We start from the raw sequence: 15,907 nt of genomic DNA, 5'->3' as shown, positions 1-15,907 counted from the left end.
ACTTTTAGCCAGTTACCTTTGCGCAAGCCACAAGATTTTGCCGGAAAACGCACAGAAAACGCGGTAGATCGCCACCTCGAGCAGACTCGGCCGAGAGGCACGCAATGTCAGGGCGAATCGCGTGCGACATCGCGGACCGGCGGCTGGCGGCCGCACCGGTCCGGCGGTGTCCCGGGTGTGCGCTGTTCGGGGTGAGAAGGTGTGCGCGGCTAGTGGTGCGCCCGGTCGCCGGGGGCGTCCTCATCGACCGGATGCTCGGGCGGCGAGATTCGCCGCCGGGTAACCACAACCACGACAACAGCCGCGGCAAGAATACACAACATCCGCTCCGGCCACGGCCCCCAGCGCGTGGCGGGTGTCGTGGCGGTGCGCAGCGGCAGCGTCGCCTCCAGTGCCGCCGGAACGAATTTCGGCGTCTGCCGCGCGAGCGCGCCGTCGGCGGTGACGATCGCGCTCACGCCACTGGTGGCCGCGACGACCAGCGCGCGGCCGTGTTCGACCGCGCGGACGCGGGACATGGCCAACTGCTGATAGGTCATCTCGCTGTCGCCGAAGGTGGCGTTGTTGGTGGGCACGGTCAGCAGCTCGGCGCCCGCGCGCAGCGAGTCCTCGAAGGCGCGGTCGAAGGCCACCTCGTAGCAGGTGGCGACGCCCACGGCGATCGGCGGGCCGCCGCTGGCGGGTTGCGCGTGCACCACGCCGTCGCCGTGGCCGGGCACGAAATATCCGGCGCGGTCGGCGTATTCGGAGAAGTGCCGGAAGAAGCCGCGCAGCGGCAGGTACTCGCCGAAGGGCTGGATGATCCGCTTGTCGTGGCGCTCCCCCGGCCCGGCCGTGCCGTTCCACACCAGCACCGAGTTGGTGGTGGTGCGGTCGGAGTTGACGAGCACCGCGCCGACCAGGATGGGCGCGTGGATCGCGGCCGACACGGCGCCGATCTCGCGCGCGGCGTCGGCGTTGCGCAGCGGGTCGATGTCGGACGAATTCTCCGGCCAGATCACCACATCCGGCTGCCGGGCCTGCCCGGCGGCGACGGCGCGGGCCAGTTCCTCGGTGCGGCGGACGTGGTTGTCGAGCACGGCGCGGCGCTGGGCGTTGAAGTCCAGCCCGAGCCGCGGCACGCTGCCCTGGATCGCAGCGACCGTGATCGGCCGGTCACCGTCGTCCGGGGCGGGCAGCGCGGTCCGGAGGATCACTCCGGTACCGGGGATGATAGCCACAAGGATTGCGACAGTGCCAATTCCGGCCACCCATCCGGGCCCCCGGCGGTCGCCGAGCCGAATCGCGAAGGCCGCCAGCAGGGTTCCGGTGAGCGCCACGGCGAAGCTCACGCCGGGCGCGCCGGCGAGCATCGCCAGCGGCAGGTACCAGCCGTCCGCCTGGCCGAAAGCCAGTCGTCCCCAGGGGAATCCGCCGAAGGGGAAACTCGAGCGACCCCATTCGGTGAGCGTCCACAGCGCCGCCACCCACAGCGGCCACCCGGGCTGCCCGCTCACCAGCCGCGCCAGCAGCCCGAACAGGCCCACGTACACCGCGCACGCCGCCGACAGCGCCAGCCACGGCACCGGTCCCACGTAGATCCCGGTCCACGGCAGCAGCGGCACGAAGAACGCCAGCCCCGCGACGAGTCCGTACCCGAACCCGCCGCGCAGCCGCCCGGGCCCGCGCACCACCAGCGTCAGCACCGCGATCCCCAGCGGGGCGAGGTACCAGCAGGTGCGCGGCGGGAAGCTGGCGTAGATCAGCAGTCCCGCGACCACCGCGCCGAGCGTCCGCGAGGCCACCGGAAACCGGGCGACCAGCGCGCCCGGACGCCTGAGCAGTCCCCGGACGCCTTCTCCCCCAGGACGTTTCGCGGCATCCGGGGCGCGGCGCGCGGCGGAGTCGGCGGGCACCGCGGTCATGCCTGGTAGATGGTGGTGCCGGAGTGGACGGTGCGCAGGCAGCGGGGTGGTTTTACACCCGGGTCGAGCGGGGGCAGGCCCGGGACGCGCGAGCGCGGGTCGGTGGACCAGCGCTGCACCTTGTCGGAGGCGGCGGCGACCACCAATTCGGTGGCGTCCCATACGGCGTAGGAGGCGGGGGCGCCGGGGACCAGGGTGCCCGCGACGCCGTCGCGCACGCCGCCCGCCCGCCACGCACCGCGGGTGGCGGCGGCGAAGGCGGCGCGCGGGGAGATCCGATGGCCGGGGGTGCGGTGGTGGGCCGCGGCGCGCACGGCCTCCCACGGGTCGAGCGCGGTGACGGGAGCGTCGGAGCCGAGGGCGAGGGAGATGCCCGCGGCGGCCATGGCGGAGAACGGGTTCAGGGCGGCGGCGCGCTCGGGGCCCAGGCGGGTGGCGTACATGCCGTCCGGGCCGCCCCACTCCGCGTCGAATCCCGGTTGCACGCTGGCGATCACGCCGCAGCCCGCCAGGGTGGCGATCTGTGCGGCGTCGAGCAGTTCGGCGTGTTCGACGCGATGCCCGCGGGCCGCGACCGCGGGGCCGCCGAGCGCGGCGGCGACCTGCGAGAAGCCTTGTGCCACCGCGTCGAGCGCGGCGTCGCCGATGGCGTGGAACCCGGCCTGCACGCCCGCCTCGGTGCAGGCGCGCACGTGCGCCGCCACCGCCTCGGCGTCCAGGTAGCCGACGCCCGCGGTGTCGCGGTCGGCGTAGGGGGCGCGTAGCCACGCGGTGTGCGAGCCGATCGAGCCGTCGACGAACAGGTCGCCGGCCAGGCCGTGCACGCCGAGGTCGGCGACGAGCGCGCGGGCCTCCTCGGCGCTGCGCACCGCCTCGCCCCAATACGCGCGCACCTGCACGCCGTGCGCGAAGTCGAGCAGTTCGGTGACGTCGGCGCGGCCCGAGATCTGCGGTCCGGCGCACTCGTGCACGGCCACGATGCCGTGCGCGGCGGCGTGGTCGAGCGCGGCCCGCCGGGCGCGATCGCGCTGCGGGCGGTCCAGTGCGTTCAGGGCGCTGGACCGCACCAGGTGGTGTGCCTCGGCGCGCAGCGGCTCGCCCGGCGTGTAGCCCGCGGCCGCAGTCACCCGCGGCACCGCGTCGAGCAGCGCCGAGGAGGCGACGGCCGAATGCGCGTCCACCCGAACCAGATACACCGAGCGGCCCGGCCCGGCGGCGGCGTCGATCTCCTCCACCGAGGGCGGGCGCCCCTCCGGCCAGCGGGTCTCGTCCCAGCCGTCGCCGAGCACCGCCCCGGGGTGCCGCAGCGCGTAGTCGCGCACCAGGTCCAGGCAGTGGGTCAGGGAGGTCGCGCGGGACAGGTCCAGTCCGGTGAGTTGCAGGCCCAGCGCGGTCACGTGGACGTGCGGATCCACGAAAGCCGGTGCCACGAAAGCACCGTCGAGTTCGAGCACCTCGGCGTCGGGATACAGCGCCCGCCCCGGCCGGTCGGCCCCCAGCCACACGACGGTCCCGTCGGTCACCGCCATCGCCGTGGCATCGGGTGAACTGGAACTGTAGATGCGTCCGCCGACCAGCAACTGGGTACTCACGGCAGTCCAGTGTGCCCCATGCCCGCGGCGCGGCCGGCCGCGGGCGAGCCGGTCAGCGGCCGTCGAGCAGCGGGCGGCCCGCGCCGCGGCCGTCGTCGTAGTACTCGTGCACAACGACGCCGTCGACGACGTCACCGGTCGGCTCCACGACCACGCCGCGATAGCCGGTCGCCATCGACAGCCGATCGATGCGGCGAGTGGCGAACGCCGACACCAGCGGCCGCAACAGCGCGCGGGTGGGCAGCAGCAGGAGCAGGCCGGCGACGGAGGTCAGCAGGCCCGGCACGAACATGAGTACGGCGCCGAGGGCGACGAGGACGCCGTCGGCGACCGCGGTCCCGGGCGCGATCTCGCCGCGGCCGGCGCGGCGGAACCGGTCGAACACCCGGCGGCCCTGCGACCGCACCAGGATCAGGCCCAGCCCGGATCCGGCGATGAGCAGCAGGATGGTGGGCACGACGCCGATCAGGTGACCGACCGCCACCAGTGCGGCGATCTCGACGACGAGGTAGAGCGCGAACAACAGGGCGGGCATGGCGGTCCTTTCGAAACGATCTACCCGTGCAACGTCCGGGCCGCCCGTTTTTCTCCCGCTCTCGCTGAGTTCCCGCTGAGAATGCGGTCAGGCGCCCGGCCGCACCAGCCCGGTCTCGTAGGCCAGCACCACCGCCTGCACCCGGTCGCGCAGGTTCAGTTTGGTGAGGACGCGGCCGACGTGCGTCTTGACCGTCGCCTCGGACAGGAACAGCTCGGCGGCGATCTCGGCGTTCGAACGGCCGGCGGCGATCTGCTCGAGCACCTCGCGCTCGCGGGCGGTGAGCACGTCGAGCACCGCGGGGTCGCGCATGCGGGCCGGGTCCTCGGCGATGAGCCGGCCCAGCAGCCGCTTGGTCACCTTCGGCGACACCACCGCGTCACCGGCGGCGACGCTGCGGATCGCGGAGATCAGGTCCTCCGGCGGCGTGTCCTTGAGCAGGAAGCCGCTGGCGCCGGCCCGCAGCGCGCCCAGCGCGTGCTCGTCGACGTCGAACGTGGTCATCACCAGAACCCTGCTGCCGCAACCGGATTCGAGGATCTGCCCGGTGGCGGTGACGCCGTCGACGACCGGCATCCGGACATCCATCAGCACCACGTCGGGCCGCAGCTCGCGGGCGCGGGCGACCGCGGCGGCGCCGTTGTCGGCCTCGCCGACCACCTCGACGTCGGGGTGGGCGCCGAGCACCATCTTCAGCCCGGCGCGCATGAGTTCCTGATCGTCGACGACGAGAACGGTGATCGGCACGTCCACAATCTATCGGCAGCCGTCGCGACGCTATTCCCGCGACTCGCGAACCAGCGGGATGGTGGCCCGCACCCGCCACCCGCCGGACGCGCGGCGGCCCGCCTCGAGGGTGCCGCCGAGCACGGCGACGCGTTCGCGCATGCCGACCAGTCCCAGGCCGCTGCCGCGCAGCGTGGCGCGCGCGACCGGGTCGGCGGTGGACGCCGCGGCGGTCGGCGGCCCGGCCTCGGCGGCGTGGCCGAGGTCGTCGACCTCGACGAGGACGTCGCTGTCGCGGCGGCGCACCCGCACCCAGGCCTTCGGGTCGGGCCCGGCGTGGCGGAAGGTGTTGGTCAGCGATTCCTGCACGATGCGGTGCACGCCGAGACTGACCTCCGGCGCGACGTCGTCGAGTTCGCCGGTCAGTTCCAGTTCCACCGCCAGTCCCGCGCTGCGCATCATGCCGACCACCTTCGCCAGTCCCGCGGTCCCGTGCTGGGGCAGTTGCTCGGGGGCGTGCTCGGTGCGCAGCAGGGCCACGGTGCGGCGCAGTTCGCGCAGGGCGTCGCGGCCGGTGGCGGCGATGGTGCGCAGTGCCTGTTCGGCCGCGTCCGGGTCGCGGCGCAGCGCGAATTTCGCGCCGTCGGCCTGCACGATGATGACGCTCACCGCGTGCGCGACCACGTCGTGCAGTTCGCGGGCGATGCGGGTGCGTTCGTTGGAGACGGCCTCGTGCGCGCTGCGGTCCCGGTCGTAGTCGGCGACCGCGAGGCGGGCGGCCACCTCGCGGTCGTAGGCGTGCCGGGCGCCGAGGAACTCCGCCAGCGTCCAGCACAGCGCGTAGTACATGACCAGGAATCCCACCGTCGACCAGACGGCCTGGTCCAGTACCACGATCGCGAGCACGTCGTCGACGATCAGCGCCGCCAGGTACAGCAGCCCCTCGCGCCGGCCCACGTAGGCGACCAGCGTGTAGAGCATGATGCCGACCGCGACCAGCGCCGGCGGCGCGAGGTCCTTGCCGGTCACGTAGCTGAGCGCGGTGTCGGTGACCGCCAGCGCCAGCAGTGCCGCCGCGCTCGCGCGCGGAGCGCTGCGCCGCCACACCACCGGCAGCGGCACCAGCAGCGACATCACGATGTACAGCGGCTCGTAGTGCTTGCCCGGCACCAGCGCCAGGTCGAGCAGCACCAGCGCGAGCGCGAGCATCGAGTCGGCCACCATCGGCTTGCCACGCAGCCACAGACTGAATCGACGCACCTGCTCAGCCTAGGTCCCGTCGGGAGCGAACCGGATTTGCCGGATCATCCCACGTCTGGTTGTCTCGGCCGGTGGATCTCGGAGAATGGGCGACGTTGCTCGCGGCCTCGACGGCGGCGGGCTGGGTGGACGCCGTGGTCGGCGGCGGCGGGCTGATCATTCTGCCCACACTGTTGCTGGTGGCGCCGACGCTCGCGCCGCAGACGGCGTTGGGCACCAACAAGATCGCCGCGTTCTCCGGGACCAGCGCCGCGGTCGCGACCTTCGCGCGCAAGGTGCCGATGCGCTGGCGGCTGCTCGTGTCGGGCGCGGCGATCGCGGCGGTGGCGGCCGCGGCCGGGTCGGCGGCGGTGGCGCTGATCGACCGCGAGTACTTCATCCCGATCGTGATGGTGGTGCTGATCGGGGTCGCGCTGTTCGTGACCGCGCGGCCCTCGATCGGCGTCACGATGGCCACCCACCCGCCGACCCGCCGCCGGACCATCCTGGTCGTCGCGCTCGCGGCCGGGCTGATCGGCTGCTACGACGGGCTGCTCGGTCCGGGCACGGGCACGTTCCTCATCATCACCTTCGCCACCCTGCTCGGCACCGAGTTCGTGCGGGCGGCCGCGATGGCGAAGGTGATCAACTGGGGGTCCAATCTCGGCGCGGTCGTGTTCCTCGGCGCGACCGGTCACATCATCTGGACGCTGGGGCTGGCCATGGCGGCCGCGAATATCGCGGGGGCCGTGGTCGGTTCGCGCATGGCGCTGGCGCGCGGCGCCGGGTTCGTCCGGGCCGTGCTGCTGATCGTGGTCGTCGCGATGGTCGCCCGCCTGGGCTGGCAGCAGTTCGGCTGAGCTGCGTCAGCAGCGGGCCTCGGCCATCATGTGACGTATAGAGCGGGTCTCGGCCGGTGCCGGCTGGGGCTGGGTCAGCCAGGGCGCCAGCACCTTCGTGGTGGTCTCGCGGATCTTGCGGTGCAGGCGTTCGCCGTCCTCGAGGGCGTGGCGGCCGGAGAACAACACGGTCAGCGCTCCCGACACCGCGCCCACCACGGCGCCCACCAGCGCGGCGGCGCCCACCTCGTCGAGTTCCTCGGGGAACGCCGCGCGCAGCTGCCGGGCGATCTCCTGCTGTGCGGCGAGCTGGGCGTGCGCGGCGCGGCCGCTGACCGCGGGCACCGTGCGCGAAACCTGCGCGCGCAGGACGGAGATGCGGGCGGCGAGGTCGTCGCCGAGATGGTCGCCGGGGTTGTCCCCGGCCGCGCGTAAGGCCCGTAACAACACCTCGACGGGGCGTTCGTCCGGGCGGCGGGTGGCGATGGCGTGCACCGCGGCGCGCACCCGCTCGTCGGGTTCGGGGAAGAGCAGTTCCTCTTTGCTCTCGAAGTAGTTGAAGAAGGTTCTGGTGCCCACCTCGGCGGTCGCGGCGATGTCGGCGACGGTGGTCGCCTCGTAGCCACGGGACTCGAACAGGTCGACGGCGGCCTCGAGGAGGGCACGGCGGGTGCGTTCCCGCTTGCGGTCACGGAGTGCGGATGGCGGCACGCGGGCACACGGTACGGCATGGATCACGACACACGCGGTAACCGAGGCGTCGGCGCGTGCCTCTCATACTGCGCCACCCCACATTTCGTGCATGTTTGCATCGCGTGCAGGCTTGCACGGCGTGTCGTGCGGAGCGGCGGCGCGGCCCGGGACCGCGGCCCGAATGCGGTTGAACGACCGGTCGGCAACCGATTAGCGTGTCCGGGGTGAGCATCGCATCCCGGGTGGTGGACGAGCAGTTCCGCGCCCTGCCGCTGGCCGCGCTGGCCGAGGCCGCGCTCACCGCGGCCCGCGCCGCCGGCGCCTCGCACGCCGACCTGCGCGTGCACCGGCTGGTCACGCAGTCGATCCGGTTGCGCGACGGCCGGGTCGAGGCGATCGGCAACTCCACCGACGTCGGTCTCGCGGTCCGCGTCGTCGTCGACGGCACCTGGGGTTTCGCCTCGCACGCCGACCTGTCGCCGGGCACCGCCGCCGAGGTGGCGCGCCGCGCGGTCACCGTCGCCACCACCTTGCGCGCGCTCAACCGCGAGCGGGTGGAACTCGCCGACGAACCGGTGTACCGCGACGCCACCTGGGTCTCGTCCTACGAGATCGACCCGTTCGCGGTGCCGACGCCGGAGAAGGTCGCGCTGCTGCAGGACTATTCGGAGCGGCTGTCGGCCGCCGACGGCGTCGACCACGTCACCGCCGCCGTGCTCCAGGTCAAGGAGCAGACCTTCTACGCCGACACCGCGGGCTCCTCGATCACCCAGCAGCGGGTGCGGCTGCATCCCGAACTGGAGGCGATCACCGTCGACCCGGCCGCGGGCGTGTTCGAGACCATGCGCACCGTGGCCGCGCCGGCGGGCCGCGGCTGGGAGTACGTCACCGGCGCCGACGGCGTCTGGGACTGGCACGGCGAACTGGCGCGCATCCCGGAGTGGCTGGCGGAGAAGGTGAAGGCGCCCAGCGTCGTCGCGGGCCCCACCGACCTGGTGATCGACCCCACCAACCTGTGGCTGACCATCCACGAGTCGATCGGCCACGCCACCGAGTACGACCGCGCCATCGGCTACGAATCCGCTTACGCCGGAACCTCTTTCGCGACCCCCGACCAGCTCGGCACGCTGCGCTACGGCACCCCGGTCATGCACGTGACCGGCGACCGCACCCAGGAGCACGGCCTGGCGACCGTCGGCTACGACGACGAGGGCGTGGCGGGCCAGCGCTGGGACCTGATCCGCGACGGCATCCTGGTCGGCTACCAGCTCGACCGGGTGTTCGCCCCGCGGCTGGGCCTGGACCGCTCCAACGGCTGCTCCTACGCCGACTCCGCGCACCACGTGCCGATCCAGCGGATGGCCAACGTCTCGCTGCAACCGGATCCGGTGCGCGACACCACGACCGAGGAACTGATCGCCCGCGTCGAGAACGGCATCTACATCGTCGGCGACAAGTCGTGGTCGATCGACATGCAGCGCTACAACTTCCAGTTCACCGGGCAGCGGTTCTTCCGCATCCGCGACGGCCGCCTGGCCGGGCAGCTGCGCGACGTCGCCTACCAGGCCACCACCACCGAGTTCTGGGGCGCGATGGAGGCCGTCGGCGGGCCCTCGACCTGGGTGCTTGGCGGCGCGTTCAACTGCGGCAAGGCCCAGCCCGGGCAGGTGGCGGCGGTCAGCCATGGCTGCCCGTCGGTGCTGGTGCGCGGGGTCAACGTGCTCAACACCCGCGCCGAGGCCGGGCAGTCGTGAAGCGGACGGTGACAGCGCGGCCGGTGCCGCCGCGCGCGAGCGAGGTGGAGTCGTGAACGCGGACAACGGACTTCCCGCCGCGGAGGTCGTCGAGCGGGCGCTGCGAGCCTCCCGGGCCGACGAGGCCGTGGTGCTGGCCACCGACGCCTACGACACCTCGCTGCGGTGGGCCGGGAACTCGATGACCACCAACGGCTCCTCGGTGTCGCGGGAATGGGCCGTGGTCTCGATCTTCCGCGACGGGCCGCACGCCGCGCGGGTCGGCAGCGTCGCCGCCACCAGCGTCGACCCCGCCGACGTCGAGGCCGTGGTGCGCGCCAGCGAGGACGCCGCCCGCACCGCCGCGCCCGCCGCCGACGCCATGCCGCTGCTGGACCCCGACGCCGCCGGCGGTCCCGACGCCGAACTGCCCTGGGCGGGCGCGCCGGGCACCACCGGCATCGAGGTCTTCGAACCGCTCGCCCGCGACCTCGCGTCCGGATTCGACGGTGCCGACCGGCTCTACGGCTTCGCCCACCACCAGCTGCACTCCACCTGGCTGGGCACCTCCACCGGGCTGCGCCGCCGCTGGGTCCAGCCCACCGGGTCGGTGGAGATCAACGGCAAGCGCGGCGCGGGCGCCGATCTGGCCAGCGCGTGGGTCGGCACCGGCACCACCGATTTCGCCGACGTCGACGTGCCGGCGCTGCTCGCCGAGCTGTCGCGCCGCCTCGACTGGTCCGCCCGCCGCGTCGAGCTGCCCGCCGGCCGCTACGAGACGCTGCTGCCGCCCTCCGCGGTCGCCGACCTGATGATCTACCTGATGTGGACCATGGAGGGCCGCGGCGCCCACGAGGGCCACACCGCCTTCGCCCGCGCGGGCGGCACCCGAATCGGCGAGCGGCTCACCGACATTCCGCTCACCCTCTACTCCGATCCGGGCGCGCCGGGGCTCGAATACCGTCCGTTCGTCGCCACCTCGGCCTCGTCGGAGGCGCTGTCGGTGTTCGACAACGGCCTCACCGCGCGGCGCGCCGACTGGGTGCGCGAGGGCGTCATCGAGTCGCTGATCTATCCGCGCGCCACCGCCGCCGAATTCGACGCCTCCGTCACGGTGCCCGGCGAAAACCTCCTGATGACAGGCGGTTCCGAGGCGACCCTCGACGACATGATCGCCCGCACCGAGCGCGGGCTGCTATTGACCTGCCTGTGGTACATCCGCGCGGTGGACCCCGCGACGCTGCTGCTCACCGGGCTCACCCGCGACGGCGTGTACCTGGTGGAGAACGGCGAGGTCACCGCCGCGGTCAACAACTTCCGCTTCAACGAGAGCCCCCTGGACCTGCTGCGCCGGGTCGGCGAGGCGGGCGCCACCGAGGTCACGCTGCCGCGCGAGTGGAAGGACTGGTTCACCCGAACGGCCATGCCGCCGTTGCGGATTCCCGATTTCCACATGTCGTCGGTGAGCCGGGCCACCTAGTCCCGCGCCACCGCTCCGGCGGCTCGCTACCGCCCCCACGGCGCGCGCCGGTGTGGCAGAATCGCCCCACCGGCACGGCCGGTCCGCACGTGCGGGAACCAGGGTGGGCCCCACTGCGTCGAATCGTTGAGAGACACGCACGTAGTCGTACGGGGGCAGCATGGTAGATGACAGCGGACACCAGGTCTTCGGCCCGCTGATCGAACAGGCCAGGACGGGTGCGGTGGCGCTGCGAGCCGACCCGCAAGCCTTCCTCGCGCTCGATCGGGCGATGGAACAGCGCAAGACGGAGATCCGGGCCATTCAGCAGCTGGTGCAGCGGGTCGACCAGCACGAGGTCTGGGGCCTGGGCGAGCAGTCCCCCGTCCTCACCTCGGCGCGGACACTGGTGGGGCGGTTCCGGGCGAAGGGCGCGGGCGGAGACGCCAGCGCCTACGACGCGCTCGAGGGACACTGGCAGGTCGCCGACGAGGTGCAGAGCCTGTTCCGCACCATCCGCGAACGCCTGCAGCAGACCGACAGCGAGTTCGCGGCCCGATTCCGCGCCATCGCACCGGGTTCCGCGAACGGGGGCGCGCAATGACCGGATACGACCAGCCGGGCATCACCAACCCGGAGAACGTGGACGCGCTGACCCACCAGCAGATCTACGACGCCTTCCAGACCGTGGACGACCGGACCGCCGAGGTCGTCACCACCTGGCAGCAGGCCCGCGACCAGTGGCGGGAGTCGACGACGCAGCTGGTGCAGGCCGTGCGTTCCGCCGTCGACGGCCGCTGGACGGGCGTCGCCTCCGAGACCGCGGTACAGGCGCTGTCGGACTACGGCGCCCGCGCCGGGCAGCTCGCCGAGCTGTTCGACCAGACCGGTCAGGTGGTGGCGAACACCGCCCTCGCCGCCCTCACCACCAAAGCCTTTGTGCCCCAACCGGTTCCCGTGACCGCGGACCAGACCAAGGACCCCACCGGCTACGACGGACAGACGCGCGCGGCCCAGCAGGCGCAGGACGACGCCCGCCAGATCATGCAGCAGCGTTACGTCGTCCCGTTCCTCGACCAGGACGCGCGGCTGCCCGCGTTTCCGGCGGCCGTGTCCCTCGCCGGGGACGAGGCCTCGTCCGGGCCCCTGGACGCGTTGCTGTCGGGCACCGGGTGGTCGCCGACCGGTGCCGCGCCGACCACCGCCGCGTCGGCGGGGACCAACGGGAGTTCCGTTGCGCCGCGGGTCGATCCGGTGAGTTCGCTGCTCGGCAATGTCCCGGGGCTGACCGGCGGCACGGCCGCGGACGGTGCTCCCTCGCTGTTCGGCACCCGGCCCGCGAAACCGGATTCGCACGGGCCGCTCGGGCTGGGGACGACGCCGGGTACCGGGCGACCTGTGCCCGGCGCCGGTACGCACAACGGCAGTGGGCACGGGGCGCCGCAGCCGCATGCCGAGCGGCCCGCCGGGGCCGAGAAGCCGTCGCCGCGGCCGGGGCACGCCGGGCCGGATTCGGGCGAGCCGGGGCCCAAGCCGGTCGATCACGCTGTTCCCGATCGGCCTCAGCACGGTGGCGGCACTGGCACTGGCACTGGCACTGGCACTGGCACTGGCACTGGCACTGGCACTGGACCGATTGTGGTGCAGCCCGAGCCTGTGCACGATGGGCCCGCCGAGACTGCTGCCGCGTCCAGTTCTCATACCGGCGCTTCGGCCAGCGGCGGGTCCGGTGGCGTGGCGCAGTCGCCGAACAGCGGTGCGCCGGTGCAGCATTCGCCGTCGCAGGGTCCTGCGGGACCGTCCGGGTCGGGCGCACCGTCGCCTGCCGCACCGGCTCCCGCTCAGCCGGGCCCACTTTCGGCCACGCCGGGTACGGGTCCCGCTCCACTGTCCACCGCACCCGGCCCGGCACCCGCGCCTTATTCCACCGCGCCCGGTCCGGTGCCCGGCCCGCTGTCCGCCACGCCCGGTCCGGTGCCCGCCCCATTTTCCACCGGGCCTGGTCCGTTCTCCGGTACGCCGACTCCGAACGCGCCGTCCGTGCCTCCGGTCGCCCCGGTGCCGCCGGTCGCGCCCGGTGGTCCCGGCGCGCCGGTTCCTGCGCCCTCGCCGCAGCCGTCGGCACCGGTGGGGCCGCCGCAGGGGTCGGGGGTGCCCGCGCCGACGCCGCACGCGCCGGGTGCGGCCTCGCCCGGCGGGCCGGTCCTCAAGCCGGTACCCGCGGTTCCGCCACCGGCGGCTCCCCCGGTGCCTACGCCGAATCCGCCTGTGCCCTCGCCTACTCCGAGCGCCCCGGTCCCGAAGATGCCCGGTTTCGAGCCGCCGGTCCCGCCGAACCCCGCGCCTGCCGACCTCACGCCGTACACCGCGGCGGGCGCGACAGCGGTCGGCGGCACCGCGGCGGCGGAACTCGCCCAGTCGGCGGACAACCCGCTTCCCCGCGTCCCGCGCCTGCGCACCCGCTTCCAGGGCGACCGCGACCGTTTCGGCATGCGCTTCGACCGACATCACGAAACCGACTCCGACACAACCGAACCCGATGCCCTCCTCCCCGGCCCGGACACCACCGACCCCGACATCACCGATGGCGAAACGCCGCCCACAGCGCACACCGGCCGACCCGACACGCTCACGACCGCCGAAGACGAAACCACAACCGCGGGCGACACCGGCCAAGCCGACATCCTCACAACCGCCGAGGACGACGAGCCCCCGACCGCTGTCGGCACCAGCGAACCCGACACCATCACGACCGCCGGGACGCCGCCGGAGGCGGTCATCGGTGGTTCGGAGACGGTCGCTGCCGCCGGAACCATCGGCGCGGAGGCCGTCGAGTCCGCGCCCTCCGGGGTGCTCGGCGCGCGCCGCGGGCGGCATGCCGCGCCGGACGGCGAGGAATCTCACACCGGGCCCTCGGGGGCCACGAGTGGCGGCGACCAAACCGCTTCCGGCACCATCGAATCCGTATCGGAGGATACGGTGCCCTCGCGCGGTTCCTCAGCAGCACCGGACACGTACCGCAATGTCCCACCCGTGATAGGTGAGTAATGGCGTCCTGGTCGTTCGATGAAGAAGAATTCGCGGCCCTGTGGTTCGGGCCGGCGAACGACCGCATGCTGTACCCCCTCGATTACCTCTCCCGTTTCAGCCATGTCAACGAACGCGACCGGTTCTGGGCGCAGGTCCGGCACGAGTACTCCGAGCGCGGCCGCCTGAGCTGGAACGAGGCCGATCTGCTGCGCCGCGCCTTCACCGTGCTGACCGAACCGGAGGTGTGGGCGGAGGTGCACGGGGTGTCCGACGAGTCCGGCCCGATCCGGGTCGCCGCCGCCCGGCACGACCGCCACGCCGCGCTGGCCATGCAGTTCACCCGCCGCGGCCGGATCGAACTGTCCATCACCGCCGCCGATCGACTACCCGACCGGCTCGCGATGCTGCTGCCCGAACGGCCGCCCGGCACCCGGCCGCCGGAGGCGTTCGTCGCCGCCGACCTGTATCCCGAGCGGCAGCCCATCCTGCGCTACACCGGCGAGTCGACGCCGCTGCAGCGCTACACCCGCCTGATCCGCCGCCCCGCCACGGGCGCGGGCGTCTTCACCGTGTTCCGGGGGCCGCGCCGCCAGGGCCTGCGTCCGCCCCGCAAGGTCGGCACCGTGCGCTGGTACGACATCGAGGACGACGGCCGCTACATGGAGACCGGCAGCCGCACCATCACCGTCCGTCCCGCCGACACCACCACCGTCCGCGGCGCGGTCACCCGGCTGCTCGACCACGCGCTGCTCGAATTCCGTGAGTACGTCGAGGATCTCGGCGCACTCGCGCCCCAGCGGGTCGTCGACGGCCCGGCGGCTCCCGAACTACACCCCTGAAATCCCGCGAATTGCGCTGCGCGCGAACACGCACGCGATGCCGCGATGGCAGCGGATGCTGGAAGGACAGCGGTGTAATCATGTAATCGGAAGGGTGATCGTCGTGGACGACGAAGCGCTCGACGCCTATTCGCGGACGGTCGTCACCGTCGCCCGCGAGGTGACACCGCACGTGGCGAGTGTGCAGACGCGGCGGGGCGGCGGGTCCGCGGTGGTGTTCACCGACGACGGCTACCTGCTCACCAACGCGCACGTGGTCGGCTCGGATCGCAAGGGCACCGCCGTCTTCGCCGACGGCGGCGAGGCACCGTTCGAGGTGGTCGGCGTGGATCCGCTGTCGGATCTCGCGGTCCTGCACGCCCGGGGCGACTCACCCGCCGCGGCGGCGCTCGGCGACGCCGACGCCCTGGTCGTGGGGCAGCTGGTGGTGGCGGTGGGCAGTCCGCTCGGGCTGGCGGGCTCGGTGACCGCGGGTGTGGTGAGCGCGCTCGGGCGGTCGGTGCCGGTCGGCACGCGCCGCACCACCCGCGTGATCGAGGACGTCATCCAGACCGACGCGGCGCTGAATCCCGGCAATTCCGGTGGGGCGCTGGCCGATTCGTCGGGACGCGTGGTCGGGGTGAACACCGCGGTGGCGGGGATCGGACTGGGCCTGGCCATTCCGGTCAATGCCACCACCCGCCGCATCGTCGACACCTTGCGCACCGACGGCCGCGTGCGCCGCGCCTACCTCGGCGTCGTCGGCGCGCCCTCGCCGCTGCCGGACGCCGTCGCCGCGCGCACGGGGCGGCGAGCCGCGCTGCGCATCGTCGAAGTGGTGCGCGACGGGCCCGCCGACCGCGCCGGCCTGCGCCGCGGCGACCTGATCCTGACCGTGAATCGCGCGGAAATCCGTGACGCCCAAGGCATTCAGCGACACCTGTTCGCCGAGACGATCGGCCGTCCACTGCCGGTCACCGTGCTGCGCAACGGCGCGATGGTGGACGTGATCGCGGTGCCGACCGAACTGACCGCCGACTGACCCGCGGGCCCCGCTACGCCGATTCGGCCAGCGCCGCGGACTGCCAGATGTCGGCCAGCTCCTGCAGCGGCACCTCGAGCGCCCGGCTCAGACCCACCACCGTGCCGAACGCGGGACTCGGCAGCCGGCCGGACTCGATCTTGCGCAGCGTCTCCGGGGAGATGCCGGCGGCGCGGGCCACCTCGGCCGGGTCGCGCTGCGCCCGCGCGGCCCGCAGATACGCGCCGAGGCGGCGACCCGCCTCGACCTGCGCGGGAGTGAGGGGGAGGCGAACCATGCGGCCAGACTACGGTTGGT

At 73.2% G+C, this 15,907-nt stretch carries 14 protein-coding genes; 7 read left to right on the top strand and 7 right to left on the bottom strand.

Annotated features, from left to right (window positions below; all coding sequences use genetic code 11):
* Window positions 1-209: 209 nt before the first annotated feature.
* The 5 genes from lnt to IU476_RS03705 all read right to left on the bottom strand — a co-directional run bounded on the left by lnt (window position 210) and on the right by IU476_RS03705 (window position 6,017).
* Window positions 210-1,904 (bottom strand): apolipoprotein N-acyltransferase, encoded by a 1,695-nt coding sequence (gene lnt, locus IU476_RS03725; protein ID WP_195096471.1) that lies wholly within the window; start codon window positions 1,902-1,904, stop codon window positions 210-212.
* Window positions 1,901-3,496, bottom strand: a complete 1,596-nt coding sequence (locus IU476_RS03720) for an amidohydrolase (protein WP_195096469.1) — start codon at window positions 3,494-3,496, stop codon at window positions 1,901-1,903. Before IU476_RS03720 ends, lnt begins: the two co-directional genes overlap by 4 nt.
* 52 nt (window positions 3,497-3,548) lie before the next feature.
* Window positions 3,549-4,031 (bottom strand): FxsA family protein, encoded by a 483-nt coding sequence (locus tag IU476_RS03715; RefSeq protein WP_195096467.1) that lies wholly within the window; start codon window positions 4,029-4,031, stop codon window positions 3,549-3,551.
* A gap of 87 nt (window positions 4,032-4,118) precedes the next feature.
* Entirely contained in the window at window positions 4,119-4,778 is a 660-nt protein-coding gene (locus tag IU476_RS03710; protein WP_195096465.1) for a response regulator, read from the bottom strand.
* A 30-nt stretch (window positions 4,779-4,808) separates the two neighbouring features.
* Window positions 4,809-6,017 carry a sensor histidine kinase gene (locus tag IU476_RS03705; RefSeq protein WP_195096463.1) on the bottom strand — a complete coding sequence of 403 codons (1,209 nt, stop codon included), beginning with the start codon at window positions 6,015-6,017 and terminating at the stop codon, window positions 4,809-4,811.
* 71 nt (window positions 6,018-6,088) lie between these two features.
* Here IU476_RS03705 and IU476_RS03700 point away from each other — a divergent pair, with 71 nt between their 5' ends.
* Entirely contained in the window at window positions 6,089-6,856 is a 768-nt protein-coding gene (locus IU476_RS03700) for a TSUP family transporter (RefSeq protein WP_195096461.1), read from the top strand.
* A gap of 6 nt (window positions 6,857-6,862) precedes the next feature.
* On the opposite strand, the gene IU476_RS03695 is transcribed toward IU476_RS03700, so the two are convergent.
* Window positions 6,863-7,546, bottom strand: coding sequence for a TetR/AcrR family transcriptional regulator (locus IU476_RS03695; protein ID WP_195096459.1), 684 nt, complete (start codon window positions 7,544-7,546; stop codon window positions 6,863-6,865).
* Window positions 7,547-7,752: 206 nt separating this feature from the next.
* Between IU476_RS03695 and IU476_RS03690 the strand changes: the two genes are divergently transcribed.
* From IU476_RS03690 to IU476_RS03665, 6 genes are all read left to right on the top strand, one after another.
* The gene (locus IU476_RS03690; protein ID WP_324193843.1) at window positions 7,753-9,282 is read left to right on the top strand and encodes a TldD/PmbA family protein; all 1,530 of its coding nucleotides are present in this window, start codon (window positions 7,753-7,755) and stop codon (window positions 9,280-9,282) included.
* A gap of 52 nt (window positions 9,283-9,334) precedes the next feature.
* Window positions 9,335-10,741 carry a metallopeptidase TldD-related protein gene (locus IU476_RS03685; protein ID WP_324193842.1) on the top strand — a complete coding sequence of 469 codons (1,407 nt, stop codon included), beginning with the start codon at window positions 9,335-9,337 and terminating at the stop codon, window positions 10,739-10,741.
* A gap of 160 nt (window positions 10,742-10,901) precedes the next feature.
* Complete coding sequence (locus IU476_RS03680; protein WP_195096455.1) at window positions 10,902-11,324, top strand: hypothetical protein; 423 nt, start codon at window positions 10,902-10,904, stop codon at window positions 11,322-11,324.
* Entirely contained in the window at window positions 11,321-13,768 is a 2,448-nt protein-coding gene (locus IU476_RS03675) for a hypothetical protein (RefSeq protein WP_195097573.1), read from the top strand. Before IU476_RS03680 ends, IU476_RS03675 begins: the two co-directional genes overlap by 4 nt.
* A complete protein-coding gene (locus IU476_RS03670) occupies window positions 13,768-14,589 on the top strand; it encodes an ESX secretion-associated protein EspG (RefSeq protein WP_195096453.1) in 822 nt (273 codons plus the stop codon). Before IU476_RS03675 ends, IU476_RS03670 begins: the two co-directional genes overlap by 1 nt.
* A 55-nt stretch (window positions 14,590-14,644) precedes the next feature.
* Window positions 14,645-15,610 (top strand): S1C family serine protease, encoded by a 966-nt coding sequence (locus tag IU476_RS03665; protein ID WP_195097437.1) that lies wholly within the window; start codon window positions 14,645-14,647, stop codon window positions 15,608-15,610.
* Window positions 15,611-15,623: 13 nt separating this feature from the next.
* Here IU476_RS03665 and IU476_RS03660 read toward each other — a convergent pair whose 3' ends face one another.
* A complete protein-coding gene (locus IU476_RS03660) occupies window positions 15,624-15,887 on the bottom strand; it encodes a helix-turn-helix transcriptional regulator (RefSeq protein WP_195096451.1) in 264 nt (87 codons plus the stop codon).
* Between the last annotated feature and the right edge of the window lie 20 nt (window positions 15,888-15,907).

Origin of the sequence: Nocardia blacklockiae (assembly GCF_015477355.1) — a bacterium.
GTDB lineage: Bacteria > Actinomycetota > Actinomycetes > Mycobacteriales > Mycobacteriaceae > Nocardia > Nocardia blacklockiae.
This window is presented reverse-complemented; position numbering and strand designations above follow the sequence as displayed.